Origin of the sequence: Desulfuromonas sp. CSMB_57, assembly GCF_020194955.2 — a bacterium.
GTDB lineage: Bacteria > Desulfobacterota > Desulfuromonadia > Desulfuromonadales > Syntrophotaleaceae > JAFCIY02.
Map to the genome: position 1 here is coordinate 47,900 of NZ_JAFCIY020000028.1, position 24,092 is coordinate 71,991.

Sequence of the window (24,092 nt, forward strand, 5' to 3'; positions counted from 1 at the left end):
TGCTTCTCCATCAAAACAACCGCAAAAACAGTTCACGTCAATGGGAGGGGCGCTGCTCCCGTTGCCGGTCTGGTTCCGGTCTTCGGCAGGGTTCGTTTCAAGGGAGCATGCCGCAAAAATAGTCGACCATCAACCCGGATCTGTCAAGGCCTTTTGACGGGTTGTTGAAAAACCAGAGCCTTCCACCCGGTCAGTGGTGGGTCAATGGGGCGCAGCTTTGGGTGAATTGGGCGAGATGCTGCAGGACCCGTCGCGGCAGGTTGGTGAACTCCACGCCAAATCCGACCGGAAAGGAAATTTTGCGGGGCGTCCGGCCCTGATTCAGCCAGACCACTCGCCCGCCGGTTTCGAGAATATGGGTTGGTTTGTCGGGAAGAAAAAAGGCCAGTTTGAGTTCCAGTCCCTGTCGGACCTGAGCTTGACTGGCCACGAAGATGCCTCGCAGGCTGACATCGGAACTGGTTCCGATGAGGGTGTTGCCGTTGATTTCACAGACTACCGGGGTGCGGCAGGGGATCCGGATACTTGCACGCTCGGGTTGGGCGTCGCCCAAGGTCATGGCACGAAACTGGTCGGGAAAGGCCTTTTGGTAATAATCCAGGAAGGCTTCGACGACACGCGGATCGAGGCGGCAGAGACTTTCCTCCTGCAGAGCCTTATAAGCAATGGCCGGCGGCATGGGCCCCCGGTAATGACGCTGGGCGGTGACGGCTTCAAAAAAATCCGCTACGGCGATGATTTTTGCGCCGATGGGAATGTCGCCGTGATGCAGACCCCGCGGGTAGCCGCTGCCGTCCATTTTCTCATGGTGGGCTCCGGCCAGCGCCGGTACGCCGCGATAGATGCCGTCAAAACCGATTTCTTGCAGAATCTGCTCGCTGTGCAGGGCATGAGTCCGGACAATCTCCCGTTCTTCCGGGGTCAGGGTTCCGGCTTTTTTGAGAATGGCGTCGGGCACCGCAATCTTGCCATAGTCGTGCAACAGGGCCGCGACCCGCACCATTTCCGTGTATTCGGTGGAAAGACCCAATTCCCGGCAGATGCCTTGGGAGTAGGCCGTGACCCGGGTGGAGTGGCCGCTGGTCATGGGATCGCGGGCATCGATGGTGGCTGCCAGGACCTGCAGCATGGAATCGAATTGCCGACTGCATGAGGTCAATAGCTGGGCATTGTTGAGGCTGGCGCCGATGACATTGGCCAGTCCCTCCGTCAGGCGCAGATCGCCCTGGGTCAGGCGGCGACCGGAACGCAGGCTGTCCACGACGAGCAGGCCGTTGGCCCGGCCATCGCAGGTTATGGGGCAGCAGAGCAGGGATTGGCTGCCGGTGCGAACAAAGAATTGCAAACTGGCGGGAGGCAGGCCCGGCGGCGGGTTGTCGACGTCCGCCACCAGAATGCCCCGCCGGGAAGTGAAGGTCTGCCGCAGAAGGTCTGGTTCCGGTTGTTCATCCAGCAATACCGTGGTGCCCTGCAGCAGGGCCTTGATGGTCGGGTCGTATCCGAATCCGGCCCGAAAAAGCAATATCCTGCGTGCCGGATCGACCAGCAGAATCATGCCGCGGTCAAAAGCCAGGCGTTTGTTCAGGGTTTGGGCAACACTGTCGAGCAGGTCTTCAAGGCAGGTTTTGTTGCTGGTCGTTTCGGCGATTTCATTGAGGAGCAGGGCATTGTTGTAGTTATGATTGATCTGCTCGACCAAGGCTTCGCTGGTGGAACGCAGGTGGTCGATACTGCGAACCAGGCGTTTTTTGTTGAGATGGGAGGCTACGAGATCCAGGAGCAGGGTGCTTCCGACGGTAAGGGGGAGGACATGAAACAGAGCCCATTGCGGGTCCATGGTGGCTGCGGCTCCCGGCAGCAGCACTGCCAGGGGCACCACCCGGGCTTTTAGTTTCTGGAGCTTTTCTGCCAGGGAGGGCTGCCAGCGAACCAGATAGCGGCATTGCTGTCGCCCATGGTGGAGGCAGTCCGGATGCTCGACCTGGGCCAGATCCAGGTTGAAAAGGAAGGTCAGCGCCTCCAGCAGGCCGAGCCGAAACTGACAGTCGTAGGGTGCTTCCGCCGCATGGGCTTCGTGCACCGTGGTAATTTCAACCAGATTCGGAGCCAGTTGCCGGGCCTTGAGCCGCACCCCGCGGGTCAGGCCGGCGGCAATTCTGGGGAGGGCTTTAAGGGCGCTCAGCGGAGAAGTGCTGCTGTCGATGAGGTGGTGGGAGACCCGAAACACTTCTTCGGAAGCGGCGAAACTTCCAGCCTCTTTGGCCAATTGCGCCAGGCCGCTGGCGTGTTGCAGGGCCTGGTAGAATACTTCGAATTGGCAGCGAGTGAACCAGTGACGGCGATCCGCGACCTGAGTCGCGCTGATCCCCGCTACGTCGAGCAGGTCTTGAAGATTTATGGCGGGAAATTTGTGCTGGAAGAAGCGAATGTAGTGGGCAACGATACGACTGTTGTAGAGCTTCTCATGGCTCATCGCGGTTCGCTTCCGGAAGATTGGATGGCAAAGCTCTGCCGTCGACCTTTACTGCCCTGCACCGGCATGTTTTGTCGTTTTTTCAATGTCCGACGTCGGGACGGAGTGGATGCTAATCAAGCTTGACGTCGAAATTGTGACAATTTCCAGCCTGTTGGTCAAGAACAAAAATTAGAATACCGATCAGATGATCGTAAAAGGGTGGGATTTCAGGTGGCCATAGCCGTCGGGCCCGGCTAGTGCAGGGGGCCGTCCAGGTCACAAAGCCGTGAACCTGGGTGGCTGCCAATAGCCGGGTTTATTTGCCGGTTTCCGAATCGTCCCCTTGGGCAGAGGTGGCAGGGCGGGAGGAAGCCTGCTGCCGATTCAGGAATTCGCCCATGCGTTGTTCGTAGCCTCGCTGGTTGAGGGCCACGAAGCGGCGGCCCCGCAGAGCATCGGGCAGATAGTGCTGGGCGACCAGGGCGTCCGGATGGTCGTGGGGATATTGGTAGCCGTCGCCGTATCCCAGTTCTTTCATCAGCCCGGTGGGCGCATTGCGCAGGTGCAGCGGCACGGGCAGGGCGCCGCTGCGACGAACTTCGGCCAAAGCACGGTCGATGGCCAGGTAGGCAGCGTTGCTTTTGGGAGCGCAGGCCAGATAGACGGCAGCCTGGGCAAGGGGGATGCGGCCCTCCGGCATGCCGATGAAGTGCAGCGCCTGTTGGGTGGCGACGGCCAGTTGCAGGCCGCGTGGATCGGCGTTCCCGACATCTTCGGCGGCAAAGATGATCATCCTGCGGATGATGAACAGGGGATCCTCGCCGGCTTCGATCATGCGTGCCAGCCAATAGATGGCCGCATCCGGATCGGATCCGCGCAGGCTTTTGATGAAGGCCGAGATGACGTTGTAATGCTCCTCGGCGCCTTTGTCGTAGAGCAGCCCGCGTTTTTGCAGGGCTTCCCGGACCGCCCCGATGCGGATGGCATCCTGGCCGGTGCTGAGGGTGGCGGCGATTTCCAGGGTGTTGAGGGCCACCCGGGCATCTCCATGGGCCTGGCCGGCCAGGAACTCCAAGGCGTCGTCCTCCGTGGCAGGGAAGCGTCCGGCAAGCCCGCGGGGGTCCGCCAGGGCTCTCTGCAGCAGCAACTTGATGTCTTCCGCAGCCAGAGGCTGCAACACGAAAACCCGGGAGCGGGACAGCAGGGCCGCGTTGACTTCGAAGGACGGGTTTTCGGTCGTTGCCCCGATGAGAATGATATCGCCCCGTTCCACATAGGGGAGAAAGGCATCCTGCTGGGCCTTGTTGAAGCGGTGGATTTCATCGACGAACAGCAGGGTCTTGCGATTGTGATAGGCCCGCTCTTCGCGGGCCTGGCGGACGATGTCCCGGATTTCCTTGATGCCTTGCAGCACGGCGGAAAAGAACACGAAGCGGCTGTTGGTGGAGCCGGCGATGACCTGGCCCAGGGTGGTTTTGCCGGTTCCCGGGGGGCCCCAGAAGATCACCGAGGCGACCTGATCGGCTTCGATCAGGGTGCGCAGAATTTTCCCCGGCCCCAGCAGGTGCTGCTGGCCAACCATCTCTTCGAGGGTGCGTGGCCGCAACCGCTCCGCCAAGGGGGCATGGCCTGATCCCTTTGTTGCTGCATCGAAAAGATCCACGTCGCTCCCCGTTGTAGACACCGAAATCCGCTGCTCCGAATGTAGCACAGGTGCCCCGTGCACTCAACTGTTTATCCCGCTAAGTTCTTGAAAGTGATGGACTTTGCCGGTTCGGTGTGATAGGTTTTCGCCAGATTGAAGCGGCTTTTCGGAGAGAATGTCATGAAACGCATCGGAATCTATGCAAAGTGCAACCACCCGGATGCGGTCAAGGTGGCCCGGGAACTGAAGCTTTGGCTGTTGGGCCGGGGCATTGAGGTTTTCCTGGAAAAAAATCTGGCCCGCAACTTGGGCGACGAGGATGCGGGTTGCGAACGGTCGGCGATTCCGGCCCTGGTCGATTTGATTGTCGTGCTGGGCGGCGACGGTACCCTGATTTCCGTGGCGCGGGAGGTTTGCGATCCCCGAATTCCCATCCTGGGGGTCAATCTGGGCAGTCTCGGTTTCCTTACGGAAATCACTCGCGGCGAACTTTTTCTGTCCTTGGAAAAGGTCCTGGCGGGGGACTATCAGGTTACCGAACGCATGATGCTCGAAGCGGTCGTGCGTCGCAACGGCGACGAGGCCGGCCGTTTCTGCGTGCTCAACGATGTGGTGATCAACAAGGGTGCCATCGCCCGCATCATCGATATGGAAGTCTGGGTCGACGATGCCTACCTGACCACCTTCAAAGCCGACGGCTTGATAATTGCAACACCAACGGGCTCGACAGCCTACAATCTGTCCGCCGGCGGTCCGATTATTTCGCCCGGACTGCACTGTTTCGTGATTTCGCCCATCTGTCCGCACATGCTGGCCAATCGGCCGTTGATTGTGGCCGACACGGTGAGCATTCGTATCGAGGTCAAATTTCGCGACCAGGATGTGGTGTTGACCGCCGACGGCCAAGTGGGAATGGAACTGCAAGCCGGCGATGTTGTGGAGATACGCAAGTCACGCCGCAATACCCAGTTGATCAAGAGTCCCTCCAAGGATTATTTCGAGGTATTGCGTACCAAGCTGGGCTGGGGCGAGCGCTAACGGGGCCGCTGCGCGAGTCGCACGCAACGGCTCTGATCCAGACCCGCTTCGTTTCACGACGGGGAGAAAGCCATGCTGACCGACCTTCACATTCGCAATCTGGCCATCATCGACCGCCTGCACATTGCTTTCCGGCCCGGTTTCAACGTTCTGACCGGAGAGACCGGCGCCGGCAAGTCGATCATCATCGATGCCGTGGCCCTGGTACTCGGCGGCCGGGCCAAACCGGAATTGGTCCGAACCGGCGAGGACGAGGCGGTGGTGGAGGCGGTTTTCGATCTGGCGGCCCATGAAGATCTGCGCCATAGCGTGGCGGAGGCCGGCTTCGGAGACGAGCCGGAACTGCTCATCAAACGCGTGGTCAATGCGGCCGGACGTAACCGGATCTTCGTCAACGGATCCTTGGCCAAGCTCTCCCAGTTGCAGCCTCTCACCACCCGCTTGATGAACATCTACGGGCAGCATGAGCATCAGAGCCTGCAGCGCACCGAAACCCATCTGGCGTTACTGGATCGTTTCGCCGGCCTGGAATCGGACCTGACGAATTATCGCCGGTTGTTTGACGAGGTGCGCGCGCTGCGGCTGGAGTTGGAACGGTTGGCGGTCTCCGAAGTCGAGCGCCGGCAAAAACTGGATCTGCTTACCCATCAATTGCGCGAAATCACGGCGGCGGCGCCCAAAATTGGCGAGGATGAAGAATTGGCGGGTGAGCGCCTGCTGCTGCAGAATGGCGAACGCTTGACCCGGGCGGCCAATAACGGCTATGAAGCCTTCTATGGTGGCGCGGGGGCGGTCAGCGAACGCCTGGATGCCGTCGCGGCCGAACTGGAAAAACTGCAAAACATCGATCCGATGCTGGGACAGTTGGCTGAAGAGGTTCGCGGTGCCCTGTATACTGTTGAAGATGTGGCTTTCAAGCTGCGGGAATACGCCGGGCGCGTGGCGTTTGACCCGGATCGCCAACAGGAACTGGAAAAACGTCTGGATGTGCTGGCCGGGCTGAAACGCAAGTTCGGCGGCTCCATCCAGGCGGTGCTCGAATTTCAGGCCGAGGCGGCCAAGAACATGGAAGAATTGGAAACCAGCGAAGGCCTCCGCTCCGATTTGACCAGCCGCCTGGAAGACCTGCGTCAGCAGTTGTTGGAGCAGGGCCAGAAAATTTCCGCCGTCCGCCGGGAGGCGGCCGTCCGCCTGAAGGAGGCCATCGAGGGCGAACTGAAGGATCTGGTCATGGAAAAGGCCCGCTTCGAGATGCAGTTTTTTGCCCTTGACGAACCGGGCTCCAACGGTTTGGAGCGGGGGGAGTTCTACCTCGCGCCCAACCCCGGCGAAGAACCGAAACCCCTGGCCTGGATCGCTTCCGGCGGCGAACTGTCGCGTATCATGCTGGCTTTGCGCTGTGCCGCGCCGGCCGGCGACGAGGTCCGGACCCTGATTTTTGACGAAATCGATGCGGGCATCGGTGGCGTTGCCGCCAGCGCCGTGGCCGGCAAACTCAAGGAGATCTCCCGCGAGTTGCAGGTGCTCTGCATCACCCATCTGCCCCAGGTGGCCGGTTTTGCCGATTATCATTACCGGGTGGTCAAGGAGGAGGTTGCCGGCCGAACAGTGGCGGAGGTCATCGATCTGGACGGTGAAGCACGGGTTGCCGAAATGGCCCGGATGCTCGGCGGGGCTCAGATTACCGACCGTACCCTGGAGCACGCTCGGGAGATCATCGTCCAGTCCGGCGGCCACCAGTCATGAGGGCCGGGGAGCCGTTTGGAGGCTCCGCAGGTTGCTGAACCCGTTGCGACCTCCATGCCGCAGATGAACCTTCAAGGGGTCCGCCAGGGCCAGGACCGCATTCAGATTTTTCCGCTGGAGAGAAATGCATGATACGTAAAGCGCGCATTCCGGACGTCAAGGTTATCCACAAGCTGCTGCTCATCTATGCCCAGCAGGGGCTGATGCTGTCCCGATCCCTCTCGGATATTTATGAGGCCCTGCGCGATTTCTATGTCATCGAGGAGGAGGGGCGGGTGATTGGGACGGTTTCCCTGCATATCTGCTGGGAGGATCTGGCGGAGGTGCGCTCCCTGGCGGTGTCGCCGGATTACATGCGACGGGGAGTCGGCCGTCTGCTGGTGCAGTCCTGTATCGACGAAGCACGCCAGTTGGGTCTCAAAAAGCTGTTTGCTCTGACCTATCAGCCCGGGTTTTTCAGCAAAATGGGCTTCCATCTCATCGAAAAGTCGGAACTGCCCCAAAAAATCTGGGGTGATTGCATCAAGTGTCCGAAATTCCCGGATTGCGATGAGACTGCCATGAGCCTGGAGTTGTGAAAGCACGGCGCCCTCCGACCATGGATGGCGCCGCCGTCAGGTCCAACACTCCCGTCTTTTTCCCGTTGCCCTTCTCTTCAGGTCCCTGCCGTTTCGCCGGCGGTTCCCCGTGCGGCATCTTTCTTGCTGAATGCCCGGATTTCATGCTAAACTTCCGTGTTTTTTTCAACCGGAATGCGTGCGGCGCTGCGCCTGCAATGCAGATTCGTCGGCTCGGTCAAGGTTGCAGTTTTGCCTGAAAACGAACTTTTCATTCGCATCGTCCCTGTTGATGGATGATGGACAGGAGTATTAAATGGTTGGCCCTTTGTTGACAAAGATTTTCGGCAGCAAAAATGAACGAGAGCTTAAACGCCTGCAGCCCCTGGTCGAACAGATCAACCGGCTTGAACCTGAAATGGCAGGGCTATCCGACCAGGAACTGGCGGCCAAAACCGGCGAATTCCGCCAGCGCCTGGCGGCCGGCGCCGGTCTCGACGACCTGTTGCCCGAGGCCTTTGCCGTGGTCCGCGAGGCGGGCCGCAGGGTGCTCGGCATGCGCCATTTCGATGTGCAGTTGATCGGCGGCATGGTGTTGCACCAGGGCAAGATCGCCGAAATGAAAACCGGCGAAGGTAAAACCCTGGTCGCCACCCTGGCTTCGTACCTCAATGCCCTGCCCGGCAAAGGGGTCCACGTGGTGACCGTCAACGATTATCTGGCGCGTCGCGATGCCGAATGGATGGGGCAGATTCACCGTTTCCTCGGCCTTTCCGTCGGCTGCATCGTGCACGGCCTGACCGATCGTCAGCGCAAGGAGGCCTACGGTTGCGATATCACCTACGGCACCAACAACGAATTCGGTTTCGACTATCTGCGGGACAACATGAAGTTTTCCCTGGACGATTACGTCCAGCGCGATCTCCATTACGCCATCGTTGACGAGGTCGACTCCATACTCATCGACGAAGCCCGTACGCCGCTCATCATCTCCGGCCCCAGCGAGGCCTCCAGCGAGTTGTACTATACGGTCAACCGCATCATTCCCCTGCTGCAGAAAGGGGAAATCATCGAAAATCGCGACGGTCGTCTCGGCCAGACGCAGCGCACCTATACCGGAGATTTTACCGTCGATGAAAAAGCGCGTTCCGCCACCCTGACGGAAGAGGGTGTGGCCAAGGTCGAGCGGTTGTTGAACGTGGAAAACCTGTACGAGCCGGGCAATATCGAAATCCTCCACCATGTCAACCAGGCGCTCAAGGCCCACGCCCTGTTCAAACGCGACGTCGATTACGTGGTCAAGGAAGGCGAGGTCATGATTGTCGACGAATTCACCGGCCGGCTCATGCCCGGTCGGCGCTGGAGCGACGGTCTGCACCAGGCGGTGGAAGCCAAGGAGGGAGTGCGCATCGAAAGCGAAAACCAGACCCTGGCCACCGTCACCTTTCAGAACTATTTCCGCATGTACGACAAACTTTCCGGAATGACCGGCACCGCCGACACGGAAGCCGCCGAATTTGCCGAGATTTACAAGCTCGACGTGATGGTGATCCCCACCAACCGGCCCATGATTCGCAATGATCAGTCGGATGTCATCTACAAGACCCAGAATGAGAAGTTCAAGGCGGTCATCGAGGATATCATCGACCGTCACCGCCATGGGCAGCCGGTGCTGGTCGGAACCATTTCCATTGAAAATTCCGAGCTGTTGTCGGACATGCTGCGCAAGCGGGGGGTACCCCACAATGTGCTGAATGCCAAGCACCACGAGCGGGAGGCGGAGATCGTCGCCCAGGCCGGGCGCCAGGGGGCGGTGACCATCGCCACCAACATGGCGGGGCGCGGCACCGACATTATTCTCGGCGGCAATCCGGAAATGCTGGCTCGGCGCGAAGCGGCCGGGGCCGAGGATTTCGATGCCGTCCATGGGCCGGCCTTGGACCGTTTTCAGGAATTGTGCGCCCGGGAGAAGGAAGCCGTCAAAACCTCCGGCGGTCTCTATATTCTCGGCACCGAACGACATGAATCGCGTCGCATCGACAACCAGCTACGCGGGCGCGCCGGTCGCCAGGGTGACCCCGGCGAAAGCCATTTCTACCTCAGTCTGGAGGATGATCTGCTGCGCATTTTCGGTTCCCAGCGGGTCGCCTATGTCATGGATCGCCTGAAGATTCCGGAAGGCGAACCCATCGAGCACGGCCTCATTTCCCGAGCCATTGAAAATGCCCAGAAAAAGGTGGAAGGGCACAACTTCGATATCCGCAAGCATCTCATCGAATACGATGATGTCATGAACACCCAGCGCAATGTCATCTACCGCCAGCGGCGCGAAGTCCTGGGCGGCGAGCAATTGCGGGCCACCTGCGAGGCGATTATCGAGGAAATCGTCGAGGACATGGTCGCCACCTTCTGCCCGGACAAGGTGCCGGTTTCCGAATGGCCCTGGGACAGTTTGAAGGAGGATTTTTTCAACCAGTTCAACCTGCCGTTCCCGGCCGGAGTTGAGGCCGAAGGGGGGCCGACCGCCAAACAAGTGGAGCAGCGGCTCAAGGAGGCCGCCTTGCGGCGACTTGACGAGCGCGAGGAGGAATTCACGCCGCCGGTCATGGAACATCTCATGAAGGTGTTGCTGTTGCAGACCATCGACAGCCAATGGAAGGATCACCTGCTGTCCATCGACCATCTCAAGGAAGGCATCGGCCTGCGCGGTTACGCGCAGCGCAATCCCAAGGAAGAATACAAGCGCGAAGCCTATCAGTTGTTCATGGAAATGATGGGTCGCATCCGCCAGGAGGCGATTCAGAAACTGTACCGGGTTCAATTGGCGCGCGAGGACGACGTCGAGCGCATGGAAGCCCGCCAGCGGCGCCAGCAGATCGTTCTGAACCGTGCCGGCGGTGAGGAAGAAAAGAAGCCGGCAACGCGCGATGAACAGAAGGTCGGGCGCAACGATCCCTGCCCTTGCGGCAGCGGTCAGAAATACAAGAAATGTTGCGGACGGTGAAAAGGCCGGCCACCTTCGAATAGAGAGGGATTGATATGGAATGTGTCGATAAAATTGTTCAGGGTTTCTCTTTTGCCGCGCGGGCCGCGGGCATTCGCCGCTCCGGCCGGCTCGATTTGGGGTTGATCTATTCGCAGCAGCCGGCGCGGGCTGCCGGGGTGTTCACGACCAACAAGGTCCAGGCGGCTCCCTTGCAGGTGACCCGCGACTGCGTTCGGGCCGGCTTGTGCCAGGCCGTGGTGGTCAACAGCGGCATCGCCAACGCCTGCACCGGCGATGCGGGTCTGCAGGCAGCCCGGCGCAGTGCCGCCGTGGCTGCCGACCGCCTCGGCATTGGCGAGGCCCTGGTGGCGGTTTCGTCCACCGGGGTCATTGGCCAGCAGCTGCCCCTGCCCCTGTTGGAGCAGGAGATCCCCGCCCTGGCGGATGATTTGCGGGCGGACGGCATCGATGCGGTGGCCCAGGCCATCATGACCACCGATTCCTATCCCAAGTTGTCCAGCCGCCGCGGCCAGGTCGACGGTCGGGAATACACCCTGCTCGGCGTGGCCAAGGGGGCGGGCATGATTCATCCCAACATGGCGACCATGCTGGCATTCGTCATGACCGATGCCCAGGTTGCCGAAACCTTCATGCCGCAGGCTTTGGCCCAGGCGGTGGCCGGTTCCTTCAACATCATTACCGTTGATGGCGATACCTCCACCAACGATATGGTTCTGCTGCTGGCCAACGGTGCGGCGCAGACGGCGGAGATCACGGCCGATATGGAAGCCGGTCGCCAGTTTGCCCAATTGTTGCGGGAGGTGCTGCTGGATCTGGCCAAAATGATCGTTCGCGACGGCGAGGGGGCCACCAAGCTGGTGCATGTTGAGGTGGTCGGCGCGGCGGACAGCGAGGACGCGCGCCGGGTGGCCCACAGCATCGCCACCTCCAACCTGGTCAAGACCGCCTTCTTCGGGGAAGATGCCAACTGGGGGCGGATCATCGCCGCCGTGGGCTATTCGGGCGCGGCCGTCGAGCCCGAGCGCATCGCCATCCGCTTTGACGACATCGCCGTTGTTCACCAGGGGCTCGGCACCGGGCCGGAGTTGGAGCAACAGGCCACGGCGGTGCTGAAGCGCCCCGAGTTTACCGTGACCGTGGATCTTGGCCTCGGTGCCGGGAGGGCGGAATACTACACGTCGGATCTGACCTACGAGTACGTCAAGATCAATGCCGCGTACCGCACTTGAAAGGCGCCGGAAGGATTCGTCCGGCGGCGCAGGACATGAACAGCATCGCCTCGGCCATTGACCATACCCTGCTGCGGCCGACGGCCACGGCGGCGGATATCGAGCAACTTTGCCGTGAAGCCCGGCACTGGAACTTCGCATCCGTGTGCCTGGCGCCGGTGCATGTTGCGCTGGCCGCCGGCCTGCTGCAGGACAGCAGGGTGGCGGTGGGTACGGTAGTCGGTTTTCCCTGCGGCTATGACCTGCCGGAGACAAAAGCCTTTGCCGCCCGTTCGGCCTTGGCCGCCGGTGCCACCGAGATCGACATGGTCATTCATTTGGGGGCGGCCCTGGAGGGCCGCCTGGCAAGCATTCACGCCGATATCACGGCAGTAGTGGCCGCTGTTCCGGGCGCCCTGGTCAAGGTCATCATCGAATGCTGCTATCTCACGGATGAACAGAAAACGGTCCTGACCGAGACGGTGGTGGCTGCCGGCGCCGCCTATGTCAAGACCTCGACGGGCTTCGCCCCCGGTGGAGCGACCCCGGCCGATGTCGCCCTTCTGCATCGGGTGGCGGCAGGGCGTATCTCCGTCAAGGCGGCCGGGGGCATTCGGGATCTGGCCGCCGCTCGCGCCATGCTGGCGGCCGGGGCGAGCCGCCTCGGCACCAGCAGCGGCGTGGCCATCGTGCAGGCCGAGAGTCGGCTCCGCAAGGGAACGCCGGCATGATTTGGCAGCGCGTCATCCTTATCGTGCTGGATGGTGTCGGTGTGGGCGCCCAGCCGGATGCGGCCGCCTACGGCGATGCCGATGCCAACACCCTGCTGCACGTTGCCGAGCGCTGCGGCGGGCTGCGCCTGCCGACCCTGGAGCGCCTCGGCCTGGGAAACATCTGCCCGATACCCGGCGTGGCACCGGTGGCTCTTCCAGAGGCGGCCCGGGGTCGAATGCTGGAGGTATCCGCCGGCAAGGATACCACCACCGGACACTGGGAGTTGGCCGGCCTGATACAGGACCATCCCTTCGCCACCTTTCCCCAAGGCTTCCCCGACCACATCATCGCCGACTTTGAAAAACAGGCCGAGGTCCGGGTGATGGGCAATATTGCCGCCAGCGGCACCGAGATCCTGCGGCAGCTGGGGGATGAACATCGCCGCAGCGGCCGGCCCATCGTCTATACCAGTGTCGATTCCGTGTTCCAGATCGCCGCCCATGAGGACGTGATGGAGGTGGAGCGGCTTTACGAGCTTTGCCGCATCGCCCGGCGCCTGTTGGACCCGTGGCGTATCGGGCGGGTGATTGCCCGGCCCTTTACCGGCGATGGCCCGGACAATTATGTGCGCACCCCGCGCCGCCGTGATTTTGCCATGCCGCCGGGTGCTCCGACACTCCTGGATCGTCTCAAGGAGTCCGGCCGGAGTGTCTATGGTGTCGGCAAGATTCACGATATCTTTGCCGGCCAGGGTCTGACCGGTTGGGTGAAAACCGCGCATAACCGCGAAGGCATGCAACGAACCCTGGAGGCGCTGGAACAGATTCCCGATGGGTTGATTTTCACCAACCTGGTGGATTTCGACATGCTCTATGGGCATCGTCTCGATGCGGGCGGGTTCGGACGGGCACTGGAGGAGTTCGATGTCTGGCTGGCAGGTTTTCTGACTGCGATGCAGCCGGCCGACCTGTTGCTGATTACCGCCGACCACGGTTGCGATCCCACCACTCCCGGTACCGATCACAGCCGGGAAATTGTGCCCTTGCTGGCTTGGGGGGAAGGCCTTGCACCGGGCGTGGACCTGGGGATAAGGGAAAGTTTTGCCGATGTGGCGGCCACCCTGGCGGAACTGTTCCGGGTGGCACAGCCTTGCGGTCGCAGCTTCCTGGAGCGGATCAGGCCGACGAGGGCCTGAGGTTTTCGGAGGGGTTGGCGGCCAACAATCGCAGCAAGGGGCTTTCCGGTTCCTGGCCGCGATGGCTCAGGTCCCTGCCGCTGTCGACCAGTTCATCCAGAAAAAGATGCTCCAGATAATGTTCCAGACAGTGCCGGTGGTCCGGTTCGAGGTTGGTGAATTCGACCCCGGCACCCTGCTGGTAATTGTTTTTGGGATCGGGGGCAACGCAATACAATACCCGGCCCGACAATTCCAGTTCCTGCTGCATGCCCAGCAGGGGCAGGACGATGCTGAAGCATTCCCCTTCCTGAAAGCGGAACCCGCTTTTGATGAACACCCCCTGACTGCTCAGGCTCAACACCTCCCCCAGATGACAGCTCTCCGCACGACACAGCATGGCCGGCAATTGGATGGCCAGGCGCATGTTCTGTCTGGGATGTTGCTCGAGATGTTTTTGCACGGTGGCGAACAGGGAGAAAATATCCAGGGGTACATCCAAACGGTCATGTCCGGGAGGCGCAGGGACGGTGCTGCCTGTTTCGCCGAGCAGGATCAGGCCGGTCTGTCTCCCGAGTCGGTCGGCCAATGTGGTATCGGCCAGCCAGGCCTCATGAAGCAGAATCAGATCCGGTGCGGTTTCCTCCATCAATGTCGACATCTTCTCCGGACGGGCCACGGGCAGTACGCGATAGCCCCAATGCTGCAGGATCATTTCCAGCATGGTGACCAGTTTTTTTCGGGGATCGCCGAGTATTAGACGTTTCATTGATTCGCGTCCGGAAGTGAGTGCCTGGAGGTGGAAAGTCTCGGAACGTACTTTTCCTCATGCCCGACCATAGCATGTCAGGTTCGGAAAGTGTCCGGCCCGCCGCTGCTTTTGGCAGAGCGGGCCGGAACCTGTTGGTTCATGCGCTTATTTGTTTTTGGCGCGGGCCGCGCGGGCTTTGGCAAGGTTGTCGCCAAGACCGCGATCGATGGCCATCTGACGGCGGCTTTCGGAATAGGCGCGGGCTGCCAGCGGCTGGGTACGGGGGATGTCGAACTGCTTGCGGTATTGAGCAGGGGTCATGCCATGATTGGTCTTGAGGTGGCGCGCCAGGGTTTTCATGGTTTTGCCGCAAATCATGCAGGTAACCTTGTCTTTACCAAAGGCTTTTTTGCGGGAGATGACAGGAGCTTGAGCCGCTTCTTCTTCCACCGTTTCCTCGACAACCGCCTCTCCTTTATCAATGGCGGAAAGAGCTTTGTGCAACTCGCTGAGTTCCGCAATCAGTTCTTCTTTGGTCATGGGGGTGGTGGATGCGTGCGCGGCAACGATTTCGGCAGCCATTTCAAGCAATGTGGCCATAGGATAATGCCTCCTTGAGTAAGAAAAGTGAGTTATTGATTGCTGAGTTACTCCATACTTAATACAAGAAATGAAATTAAAATCAAGGGAAAATTATCTTTTTTCGTTGTTTGAATAGCTCTCCGGCAATTATTTTCCGGAAGTTGCTGAATGATCGCCGAACCTCCATTTTCCGATTAGCGCCGGTACCTCGATTGCCATATTTCATTTTACCGGCCTTGACATCGTTATCCGGTCAAACTCTATGTTGCCGTGGCTGTTTTTTTTCGTCCGATTTATTCGGCAGCCATTTACCTGTGGGCTTTGTTGTTTCTTATTTTTCTTGCAGAAATTTCCATGAAAGTATGGCAAATTTCGGAAAATCCGACGCCCAATTTTATTGACATCTCGCCGGGATTTCCTAAGATAGGCCCTGGTTTTTCTCACAGCCTCAGAATGGGGCCTGCCAATAATCCGTCAAAGGCAAAACCGGGGTAACCCGGTGACGCAAAGCCACGGGTCCTGCATCGGGACAGCCGGGTTGCCAAAATATGAAACCACAGCGCAACCATCTTCTCGCCATGGCCGGCACCCGTTATCCGTGAGGAAAACAGGGTGCCTTTTTATTTTTTCGGCACACTGAATGCAGCAACTGTATCTCCGGGTGCCAGGATCCCTGGAGTCTTAACCGTAAAGCGCCCTTCAATGATGCAAAAGGAGACTTGCTGATGAGCGAGCAATTGATGACCAAAGTCGTTGCCATCGAAACGGAAAATGAAGATACCCAAAAGGACAAGTACCTGACATTTTCCGTGGCTCAGGAGGATTACGGTATCGAAATCCGCCATGTCATCGAAATTATCGGCATTCAGAAAATCACCAAGGTTCCCGATTTGCCTAATTATATCAAGGGGGTTATCAACCTTCGCGGGAAGATTATCCCGGTCATGGAGATCCGGGCCCGATTCGGCCTGCCGGCCCGGGAGTACGACGAACGCACCTGCGTCATCGTCGTGGACGTCGAGGGCCGAACCATGGGGGTGGTGGTCGATCATGTCAATGAGGTGGTAAATATCCCGCCCGAGGATGTGGAACCGGCACCGGCCGCGACCAGTCAAAAATCCGGCCGTTTCGTTTGTGGAATTGGCAAGATTCGCAATGATGTCAAAATCCTGCTGGACCTGCAGGCCATTGTTGTCCAGTAGCCGGGGAATCCATCGTCACAGTTTGAAGGGGGCAGTACATGGCAATGAAAAAAGCTAATCTCGGTATCGGTGTGCGGCTAGGGCTGCTGTCCGGCGGGTTGATTTTGGCCTTGCTGGCGGTGGGATTTTTAGGGCTCAGCGGGCTCAAAGCGGTTAATGGGTCCTTGGACAAGGTCTATCGGGAACGCTTGGAATCCCTGCCGCAATTGAAAGCGGTTTCGGATCTTTACGCCGTTCACGTGGTCGACCTTTCCCACAAGGTCCGCAGCGGCGCCCTTGCCTGGGAAGAGGGCGGCAGGGAACTGCAGCAGGCGAAGGAGAAAATCGTCGCCAACTGGAACCTGTTTCGCGGCAGCCATGGGGCCGGCGAAGAACAGGCGCAGGTGGCCGAGGCGCAACGGCTGATGGCGGTTGCCGATGAGGCGGTTGCCAAGCTGGAGAAAATTCTGCAGCATCGGCAAATGCCGGAGCTGTTGAAGTTTGTCGAGGAGACGCTGTATCCCGCCATCGACCCCCTTACCGGGCAACTTTCCGCGTTGATGGACCTGCAGATGCAGTTGGCGGAACGGGAATACCGCAACGGCGTGGCCACCTATGAGCAGCAGCGTCTGGTCGGCATGATCGTGACGGGTCTTTGCCTGCTGTTGGCGAGTTGGATTTCCTGGGCTATCATCCGCACCATCACCCGTCCTCTCGGGCAGGCGGTGCAGATGATCGAAGGTTTGGCCGAAGGCAACCTTGATGTGCGGCTGAATCTGCAGCGCAGCGACGAAATCGGCCGTTTGGCCCAGTCCCTGGATGCTTTTGCGGAAAACCTGAAAAACGAGGTCTTGGGGGCCTTCAACAGTCTGGCGGCGGGGGATTTCACCTTTACCGCCAAGGGCCTGGTGAGCGCCCCGCTGTCCCGCGCCAACGCCGCCCTGTGTGATTTGGTGGCCCAGATCCAGTCCGCCGGTCAGCAGATTGCCGCCGGCAGCGCCCAGGTGGCGGACGGCAGCCAGAGCCTTTCCCAGGGCGCCACGGAATCGGCCGCTTCCCTGGAGGAGATTTCCGCCTCCATGACCGAGTTGGCCTCCCAGACCAAACAGAATGCCGACAACGCCACCCAGGCCAACTCTCTCTCCACCGGAGCCAAAAACGCCGCCAATCACGGCAACAAACTCATGGGCGACTTGGTGGCAGCCATGGGCGAAATGAACCAATCGGCGGAAAGCATCACCAAAATCATCAAGGTTATCGACGAAATCGCCTTCCAGACCAACCTGTTGGCCCTCAACGCCGCAGTCGAAGCCGCCCGTGCCGGACAGCACGGCAAGGGGTTCGCGGTGGTGGCCGAAGAGGTGCGCAACCTGGCCGCTCGCAGCGCCAAGGCGGCCAAGGAGACCGAGCAACTCATCGAGGAGTCGACGGTCAAGACCCAGCGGGGTGCCGATATCGCCGACAAAACCGCCGCGGCTCTCAAGGGGATTGTCGCCGGCGCCGCCAAGGTGTCGGATCTGGTGGGTGAGATTGCCGCCGCTTCCAAGGAACAGGCCGCCGGCCTGCAGGAAGTGACTCAGGGCCTGGGCCAGATTGAAGCGGTGACCCAGCAGGCCACGGCCAATGCCGAGGAGAGTGCGGCGGCGGCCGAAGAACTCTCCAGCCAGTCTGAATTGCTGCGGCAAATGCTGGGCCGGTTCAAGATATCCCGGGCAGGCGGGAACACCGTCAAAGCCCTGCCCCTGGAAAAGCCGAAAGCGCTGCCTCAACGGACTGCTGTCGGCCAGCGGGCCCTGCCCATGGCGTCGGCCGCATCGATGCGACCCGAAGAGGTCATTGCTCTGGATGATCGGGATTTCGGCAAATATTGATTCTCCCGGTTGTCAGGAAGTTGGCAGAACCGGTCGATAGAATGACTCGCGAAAAAGCCGGCATCACCGTTGAGGTGGTGCCGGCTTTTTAAATGCCGGATGATCTTTGACGAAAAACAACCAAGCGTCCGGGAATGGGTTCCGGTTGCCAGGTCAGGCGGTCGACGGGGAAAGGTCGGTCCGTGGTAGACAATGCAATCGATCCAATTCCATTTTGAAGCGTTTGACCGATAGAATAAAGGTTTCCAGACGGGCTTCGACCACCTGGGAGAAGGCATTCCCGTCGCTTTCGATGGCCAGGAAGGGCAGGGCCAACTGGCCTTGGCAGGCTTTCCAGAAAGCTTCGTTGTCATGGGAAAAGGCGGCTTTTTCGTCCGACAGGCGGTAGGTCAGAATGGCTTCCGCCAAACGACTGGGCATGCAGCCGAAGGGGCCGATGGAAAGCACGCCGTGGGTTTCGTCGCCGATTTCGCTCAGGGTCGAGGCGACGGTCAGGATCGCTTCGCCTAGCAGTCGGGGATGCACCAGCCGGGCGCCTTGCCGCATCAGGTGCCCGACATCGAGTTCATGGCCATCGTAGAAGCCCGAGCGGCGCAGCCGGGCTTTGACGGCCCGTTCCATGCGACGCATTATCAGGCTTCTGGGGTGTGCCAGCAGGCGGTCGACCAGGGTCTGCCGATAGGCCAGGCCGCGACCCAGGCAGTAATCCACGTAATACAGCCATTCCGCTACCGGCGCCGTGCGCACCACAATGCCCTGGGCGGCCAGGCGCTCGACCAGATTCTGGCGGGAAAAGCCGTCCCGGCGCACGTAGATTTCCCCGTTCAGGGAAACCTTGACGGCCTGTTCGATGGGCAGGACGCGTTCGCAGCCGGCCAAACGTTCCATTTCTTCCCCTAAAATTTCCAGAACCCGGCCGAAGGGCTCCCGTTCCAGGGCTTCCAGCAGGCGCTGCCGGCCGGCGCGGAAGATCTCCATGGCGGCTTCGGGGTGGGCGGCCAGGGCCAGAATGGCTGAGTGGAGATCCTCCAGGCCGTCGCTGATATTGATCGCCAGCCAGCAACGTCGGGTGAAGGATGCCGGCATGCCGCCATAGCCGTCGCCGTCCGACAGGGCCAGTACGGCTACCCGGGGTCGGCGTTGCTTCTCGATAAGGTGTTCCAGAAAGCGACTGTATTGGCCGAAGCGGCAGGGTCCCTGGGCGCGGGGCATGAACAGCACCGTCAATCCCTCCTCGTCGGAGTGCCGATCCAGTTGTTTTAGAAAGCTGCCGGTGGTCAGGTGCAGGGGCAGGCATTCCTTACAGGTCGCCACCGTGCGGCCGCGCAGCAACTCCTCCCGGCCCGGCGGATCGGCGGCCATGACATGGAGGCCGTAATGGCGCATGGCGGCGGCCAGACAGGGGGTGCCGTGTTCGCCCATGGACGGCAGCAGCAGTCGGACCCCGGGATCGGTCAGGGACCAGCGGCGGCCATCACCGGTTTCGATGAGGGGACCGCGGCGGCCGGCCAGGGTTCTGGAGGCCGCGAAATGACCCTGCTCGGCAGGCTGACTGGGCAGGCTCTGGTAGCCCCGCACCACATCGATGAAGGCCTCGATGCGGGTGTCGATGCCGGTGTCGGCGCTGTGGGCGTCGAGTTCCAGCAACAGGGATGGTTTGGCCCCCATGATGTCGCGGAAGCGGCCGAGAATGAAGGAGTCGGGCCCGCAGCTGAAATTGCTGATATAGGCCGCGAACAACTGGGGATGACCGGCGACGAAGCGGGCGGCCTGCAGCAGGGTCTGACCGGACCCCCAGTACATGCCCGGCTCGCTTCCAGGGTCGAGTTCGACCAGGGGCAGGCAGTCATGGGGCAGCACCTTGTAGCCGCGGCTGGCGAACTTGTGGGGAATGCCCAGGTTGGCCTGACTGTTGAAGGCGTTGTAGGGCCGGCCGAACAGCACCACGGCGGTTTCGCCCGGTTGCAGGTCATGCAGGAATTTGCGACCCAGATGGGCCTGTTGGCGCCCCAGTTGATCCAGCACTTCCCGGGCCGCCGTCAGGGCCGCCTCGGCCCGCCGCCGCCCAACGCCCAGTCGGCGCGCCACCTCCAGAAGGTTGCGGCGCAGATCCCGCGCATCGCTGAAGTCGAGCACCGGGGCCAGCACCCGGTTCCCCAACCTCTCCCGGAAGGTCGCCTGCAGGTAATAGGGCTCGCCCTGGACCAGGGGGCAGGTGCAGTTGACCTCCTCACTGCCGGGCACGGCCACTCGCAGGACATGGGGCAGGAAAAGATAATCAGGCTCCAGCTGAAGCAGACCTTCCAGCAGGCCGTAGGCCAGTTCCACCGGATAGCAGAAGGCCGCCCCCATGCGTTCCCGGCCGCGGCTCTCTGCCTGCTCCCCGCGCAGGACGCGACAGCCCAGGTTGCGGAAGAAGGTTTCGTAGAAGGGCAGCAGGCTGTGCGTCATTAAGGAAAGAGGGATGCCGATGGTGGCTCCCGAGGCCGACTCGGAGATGTCGCGGCCATCGTCCAGCACCAGCTTTTCCCGCTCCCGGACCAGGTTGACGGCGGACCGCTGGCCCTGGTCCTGCAGGAGGTTGTAATAACGGCTGCAGGCGCCGCCGAAGGCATGAGTCTTGCCGTCGACCACGATGCGGGCGATGCTGCAGTTGCGATCGCAGGCGTCGCCGTCGCCGCGGCAGATGAAGGGTTCCCGGTAGCTGACCCGGCGTGCCGCCAGTTCCGCCAGGTCGAAATGCCGTCGCTGCAGCAGGCCCTGTTCGATTTTCTGTTTCAGGTCCAGGGCCACGCCGAAAGCCCCCATGAGGCCCGGCTCCGGGGGCACGACGATGTCCCTTTGGCAGAGCGCGGCCATGGCCACCGGCACCGCACGGTTGTAGCAGACCCCGCCCTGCATGAACACCTTGCGGCCGATGGGCCGCTCGCCCTTGACCCGTGCCAGGTAGTTCTGGCAGACGGCGTAGACCAGTCCGGCGGCGATATCTTCGCGGCCGATGCCCTCCTGGACGGCGGTCTTGATGTCGCTGCTGATGAAGGCCGCACATTGATCGCTGAAATCAGGGGGCTCCATGGCAGCCAGGGCGAGTTCGGCAATCTCATCCGTGGCGATGCCGAGAGACTCATGGCAGGCCTCCTCGAGAAAGGAGCCGGTACCCGCTGAGCAGGCTTCGTTCATGGCGTAGTCGCAGGCCACCCGGTTGCTGAGAAAGGTGTATTTGGCGTCCTGACCGCCGATCTCGAAGATGGTTTCCACTTCCGGATCGAAATGGACCGCCGCCGCGGCATGGGCGACGATTTCGTTGACGACCGCCGGAGTCAGGGCATGCAGCCCGGCAATCTGGCGACCGCTGCCCGTTACCCCCAGGCCGACGATCATTGGTGGCTGGTGGGTGGGCAATTGATCGAGGAGCGCCTGGTAGCAGCGGCGGCTGGCACCGACCGGATCGCCGTGGGTGCGCAGGTAACAGCTCGCTACCAGGGCGTTGTCGGTCATGCGCAGCAGCACCGCCTTGGTGGTGGTACTGCCCACATCCAGACCCAGCAGCAGTTCGCCGCCGTCATGGACCGCCCGCGTCAGGGTTTTGAAGTGCACCCGGGGCAGAATGGCCGCCAAGGCCGGCAGGCTCTCAAAGGAAGGTCGTGCCTCGGCGAGGATCGACCGTCCTTCGGTTTCCGCTCCGTGGTGTTCCGCCCACAGCAGGGCACCCAAGGCTTCAAAACAGGCCGCGTCCGGCGGAACCTGCAGGTTTGGAAAGGTCTGTTGCAACTGTTCCACCACCACCCGGTTCTGGCTCACCCCGCCTGCAAGCAGGATGCGTTGCACCTGGGTCTGCTGCAGCAAAGAGGTGATGCGGGCGGCCAGCATCTGGCACAGGCCGGCGGTGATGCGGCCCTTTTCAACGCCATGATTGAGGGCGTGGGTGCAGTCGCTTTTGCAGAACACCGAGCAGCGGCCGGCCACCGGGTAGGCCTCGGCGCTCTGGGCCAAGGCGACGGCCTGATCGATGTCCAACTCCATGCGACGAATCTGCTGGAGAAAGAATTCTCCCGTGCCGGCGGCACATTTGTTGCCGCTGCGCACGCCGCAGATGCGGCCCTGTGCGTCAAGCAGGTAGAGCAGAAAGGTTTCCCCGCCGGCGGAAACGATGGCTTCCATATTCGGATAGGAATGGCGCAGATGGGCGTAGGCCAGTTCCACCGCTTCCGGTTCGGCTACGGTCGGCAGGGCCACCAGATGCCGGAACTTGCGGCCGGTAATGCCCAGGCGGGTTGGAGGCCGCTCGTCGAGAATCTGCCGCAGGGTCGCTGCGACCCGGCCGTCGTGGGCCAGACGGCGGTATTGCAGGCCGTCGGCGGTACGTTCCGCCACACTGATGGTGGTGGCTCCCAGGCAGATTCCGATACTTAAGCTCATGGTTGCATTCCCTTCTCCCGCCAAACATTTTCCCTGACTTCACTCAGGCCAATCGAGTGCAACTTCCCTCAGTCGTCAGTCATCAGTTGTCAGTCTTCAGTCTTCAGTCTTCAGTCTTCAGTCTTCAGTCTTCAGCCTGTTTGTTCCAGCCTTGCCTTACAACAGATTTTCCGGGATCAGCAATGCGAGCAGATGGTTGCCGAACCGATCCCACCAGAAGGTCTGGGGTTCCGTACGCCAGTCCTTGCTCTGCGCCTCCTTACCGTCCTTCCAGAGTAGGCCGACAGACCCCTGCGGGTTCTTTTCGAGATGCAGCTGAAAGGCATTTTCCGGTTGACTCAGCTTGTAGAATTGTTCCAGCAGGTCCCTGGCTAATTCGGAGCTTTCAAGCAGGACGCCGATTTCGCTGTTGTAATGCATGGAACGTGGATCGTGATTGAAGGAGCCGATAAAAATCATGCGCTCATCGATGACATAGGCCTTGGCATGAAGGCAGGCCTGGGAAGAGCCGAGCAACACCCGCTCCTCGGTCGTGCGGCGTCTGGTTCGACCCCGCCGGTATTGAGGCGACGGCTTGAACTCGTAAAGCTCCACCCCCTGTTTCAGCAGAGGCCGGCGGTAACGTTGGTAGGCGGCATGGACCATTTTGTGGTCGGTGGCCGCAAAGGAGTTGGTCAGGGCGCGGATTCTTACGCCCCGTTTGGTCAACCTCCGAAAGTGTTTGACGCCCTCCCGGGTGGGGATGAAGTAGGGGGTGATGATCACCAGTTCCTGTTCCGCCTGATCCAGAAGGTCATCGAAACGGCTGAACTCGGGGAGGATATCCTGGCATTGGCCGGGAATGAGTTTGCAGGGAGGGTCGGCAATCACCTGCGTCGCCGCCGGGGTCATGGGCGGTTCGGAGCGCTTCCGGGACAGATCGTCGATCCTGCGTCGAAACTCTTTGGCGCGGGGCGTTGCGATCTGTTCTGCCAGATGGATGCGGGTTCCCGCCAGATTTTCCGGGGAAGCGGCGAAACCCCGCAACGCGCTTACGGGCAACGCCCAGATGCTGTTCCAGAACCGGTCGAAATGGTCGGAAAGCTCCGGCACCACCGGGCCGGTGAGGAGCACATCCAGATCCTCCAGATCCAGCAGTTCATTGGCTTCGAAATATTCGTCGCCGATGTTGCGGCCGCCGATGAGCGCCGCCAGATTATCGGCGACGAACAGCTTGTTGTGCATGCGCCGGTGCAATCGTCGGAAGTCCGAGAAGATTTCCCACAACCGCCCCGGACCGAGGCTGTGGCGGTACAGGAAAGGGTTGAAAATGCGCACCTCGATGGAGGGATGTCCGGTCAGGTTGGCCAGCAGGCCGGCGTCGTCCCGAAAATGCAGGTCGTCCAGCAGCAACCGGACCCGGACGCCCCGGTCCGCCGCCGTCAGCAGGTGCTGCAGCAGCAGCAGGCCGGTGAGGTCCTCCTCACGAAAGATGTAGTACTGGATGTCCAGGCTTTGGACAGCGTTGTCGGCCAGGGCGATGCGGGAGGCAAAGGCCTCCAGACCGCTGCTGATGAGGCGTCCGCCCGACAGCGGCTCGCGAGCAGCGGCGGCGCCGGGGACCAGCTCGACCAGGGGGGAGTCTTCGGCCGCCGGCAGGGCTCGGGAAAGGGAGCGGTTGACCGCACCCGGATCGACGCGGGTACAACCTTCGGCCAGGGGAAGAACCAGGATGAGGAAGAAAAAAAAGATGCTTTTCATCCCG

15 protein-coding genes and 1 riboswitch are annotated in these 24,092 nt (G+C 60.9%); of the genes, 9 read left to right on the forward strand and 6 right to left on the reverse strand.

The genetic code is table 11. The features are described 5' to 3' along the window. Positions 1-190: 190 nt before the first annotated feature. On the reverse strand, positions 191-2,473 hold the full coding sequence (locus tag JQN68_RS08890; protein WP_225072059.1) for an HD domain-containing phosphohydrolase: 2,283 nt from the start codon (positions 2,471-2,473) through the stop codon (positions 191-193). Positions 2,474-2,771: 298 nt separating this feature from the next. Beyond that, positions 2,772-4,118, reverse strand: coding sequence for a replication-associated recombination protein A (locus JQN68_RS08895; RefSeq protein ID WP_225072060.1), 1,347 nt, complete (start codon positions 4,116-4,118; stop codon positions 2,772-2,774). A 162-nt stretch (positions 4,119-4,280) separates the two neighbouring features. Between JQN68_RS08895 and JQN68_RS08900 the strand changes: the two genes are divergently transcribed. The 7 genes from JQN68_RS08900 to JQN68_RS08930 all read left to right on the forward strand — a co-directional run bounded on the left by JQN68_RS08900 (position 4,281) and on the right by JQN68_RS08930 (position 13,565). Further along, positions 4,281-5,138, forward strand: a complete 858-nt coding sequence (locus tag JQN68_RS08900) for an NAD(+)/NADH kinase (RefSeq protein WP_225072061.1) — start codon at positions 4,281-4,283, stop codon at positions 5,136-5,138. Between the two features lie 72 nt (positions 5,139-5,210). After that, a complete protein-coding gene (recN, locus tag JQN68_RS08905) occupies positions 5,211-6,884 on the forward strand; it encodes a DNA repair protein RecN (protein WP_225072062.1) in 1,674 nt (557 codons plus the stop codon). Between the two features lie 128 nt (positions 6,885-7,012). Next, entirely contained in the window at positions 7,013-7,462 is a 450-nt protein-coding gene (locus JQN68_RS08910) for an N-acetyltransferase (protein ID WP_225072063.1), read from the forward strand. Positions 7,463-7,757: 295 nt separating this feature from the next. Beyond that, on the forward strand, positions 7,758-10,445 hold the full coding sequence (secA, locus tag JQN68_RS08915; RefSeq protein ID WP_225072064.1) for a preprotein translocase subunit SecA: 2,688 nt from the start codon (positions 7,758-7,760) through the stop codon (positions 10,443-10,445). Between the two features lie 35 nt (positions 10,446-10,480). Beyond that, positions 10,481-11,677: a bifunctional glutamate N-acetyltransferase/amino-acid acetyltransferase ArgJ gene (gene argJ / locus JQN68_RS08920; protein WP_225072065.1), complete on the forward strand. Its 1,197-nt coding sequence runs from the start codon at positions 10,481-10,483 to the stop codon at positions 11,675-11,677. Between the two features lie 35 nt (positions 11,678-11,712). Next, the gene (deoC, locus tag JQN68_RS08925) at positions 11,713-12,387 is read left to right on the forward strand and encodes a deoxyribose-phosphate aldolase (RefSeq protein ID WP_225072066.1); all 675 of its coding nucleotides are present in this window, start codon (positions 11,713-11,715) and stop codon (positions 12,385-12,387) included. Beyond that, a complete protein-coding gene (locus JQN68_RS08930; protein ID WP_225072067.1) occupies positions 12,384-13,565 on the forward strand; it encodes a phosphopentomutase in 1,182 nt (393 codons plus the stop codon). The genes deoC and JQN68_RS08930 overlap by 4 nt, the downstream gene beginning before the upstream one ends. Here JQN68_RS08930 and JQN68_RS08935 read toward each other — a convergent pair. Together JQN68_RS08935 and JQN68_RS08940 are read right to left on the reverse strand one after the other, a co-directional pair. After that, positions 13,546-14,313: a PilZ domain-containing protein gene (locus JQN68_RS08935; protein ID WP_225072068.1), complete on the reverse strand. Its 768-nt coding sequence runs from the start codon at positions 14,311-14,313 to the stop codon at positions 13,546-13,548. The two genes, JQN68_RS08930 and JQN68_RS08935, sit on opposite strands and share 20 nt — an antisense overlap. A gap of 147 nt (positions 14,314-14,460) precedes the next feature. Continuing rightward, on the reverse strand, positions 14,461-14,877 hold the full coding sequence (locus JQN68_RS08940; RefSeq protein WP_249621125.1) for a Ros/MucR family transcriptional regulator: 417 nt from the start codon (positions 14,875-14,877) through the stop codon (positions 14,461-14,463). A 469-nt stretch (positions 14,878-15,346) separates the two neighbouring features. Next, a riboswitch (cyclic di-GMP riboswitch) is annotated at positions 15,347-15,423 on the forward strand. 179 nt (positions 15,424-15,602) lie between these two features. Here JQN68_RS08940 and JQN68_RS08945 point away from each other — a divergent pair. Further along, positions 15,603-16,079: a chemotaxis protein CheW gene (locus JQN68_RS08945; RefSeq protein WP_225072070.1), complete on the forward strand. Its 477-nt coding sequence runs from the start codon at positions 15,603-15,605 to the stop codon at positions 16,077-16,079. Between the two features lie 38 nt (positions 16,080-16,117). Beyond that, positions 16,118-17,929 (forward strand): methyl-accepting chemotaxis protein, encoded by a 1,812-nt coding sequence (locus JQN68_RS08950; protein ID WP_225072071.1) that lies wholly within the window; start codon positions 16,118-16,120, stop codon positions 17,927-17,929. A gap of 153 nt (positions 17,930-18,082) precedes the next feature. Here JQN68_RS08950 and JQN68_RS08955 read toward each other — a convergent pair whose 3' ends face one another. Both JQN68_RS08955 and JQN68_RS08960 read right to left on the reverse strand, forming a co-directional pair. Further along, a complete protein-coding gene (locus tag JQN68_RS08955) occupies positions 18,083-22,348 on the reverse strand; it encodes an acyl-CoA dehydratase activase (RefSeq protein ID WP_225072072.1) in 4,266 nt (1,421 codons plus the stop codon). 156 nt (positions 22,349-22,504) lie between these two features. After that, positions 22,505-24,088 (reverse strand): phospholipase D family protein, encoded by a 1,584-nt coding sequence (locus JQN68_RS08960; RefSeq protein ID WP_225072073.1) that lies wholly within the window; start codon positions 24,086-24,088, stop codon positions 22,505-22,507. Between the last annotated feature and the right edge of the window lie 4 nt (positions 24,089-24,092).

Excerpts from the sequence above, each read along its gene's own strand:
- JQN68_RS08955 (WP_225072072.1), bottom strand. The coding sequence starts at position 22,348 with ATGAGCTTAAGTATCGGAATCTGCCTGGGAGCCACCACCATCAGTGTG.
- JQN68_RS08945 (WP_225072070.1), top strand. The coding sequence starts at position 15,603 with ATGAGCGAGCAATTGATGACCAAAGTCGTTGCCATCGAAACGGAAAAT.
- deoC (WP_225072066.1), top strand. The coding sequence starts at position 11,713 with ATGAACAGCATCGCCTCGGCCATTGACCATACCCTGCTGCGGCCGACG.
- JQN68_RS08950 (WP_225072071.1), top strand. The coding sequence starts at position 16,118 with ATGGCAATGAAAAAAGCTAATCTCGGTATCGGTGTGCGGCTAGGGCTG.
- JQN68_RS08910 (WP_225072063.1), top strand. The coding sequence starts at position 7,013 with ATGATACGTAAAGCGCGCATTCCGGACGTCAAGGTTATCCACAAGCTG.
- JQN68_RS08935 (WP_225072068.1), bottom strand. The coding sequence starts at position 14,313 with ATGAAACGTCTAATACTCGGCGATCCCCGAAAAAAACTGGTCACCATG.
- argJ (WP_225072065.1), top strand. The coding sequence starts at position 10,481 with ATGGAATGTGTCGATAAAATTGTTCAGGGTTTCTCTTTTGCCGCGCGG.
- JQN68_RS08900 (WP_225072061.1), top strand. The coding sequence starts at position 4,281 with ATGAAACGCATCGGAATCTATGCAAAGTGCAACCACCCGGATGCGGTC.
- JQN68_RS08940 (WP_249621125.1), bottom strand. The coding sequence starts at position 14,877 with ATGGCTGCCGAAATCGTTGCCGCGCACGCATCCACCACCCCCATGACC.
- secA (WP_225072064.1), top strand. The coding sequence starts at position 7,758 with ATGGTTGGCCCTTTGTTGACAAAGATTTTCGGCAGCAAAAATGAACGA.
- JQN68_RS08960 (WP_225072073.1), bottom strand. The coding sequence starts at position 24,088 with ATGAAAAGCATCTTTTTTTTCTTCCTCATCCTGGTTCTTCCCCTGGCC.
- recN (WP_225072062.1), top strand. The coding sequence starts at position 5,211 with ATGCTGACCGACCTTCACATTCGCAATCTGGCCATCATCGACCGCCTG.
- JQN68_RS08890 (WP_225072059.1), bottom strand. The coding sequence starts at position 2,473 with ATGAGCCATGAGAAGCTCTACAACAGTCGTATCGTTGCCCACTACATT.
- JQN68_RS08930 (WP_225072067.1), top strand. The coding sequence starts at position 12,384 with ATGATTTGGCAGCGCGTCATCCTTATCGTGCTGGATGGTGTCGGTGTG.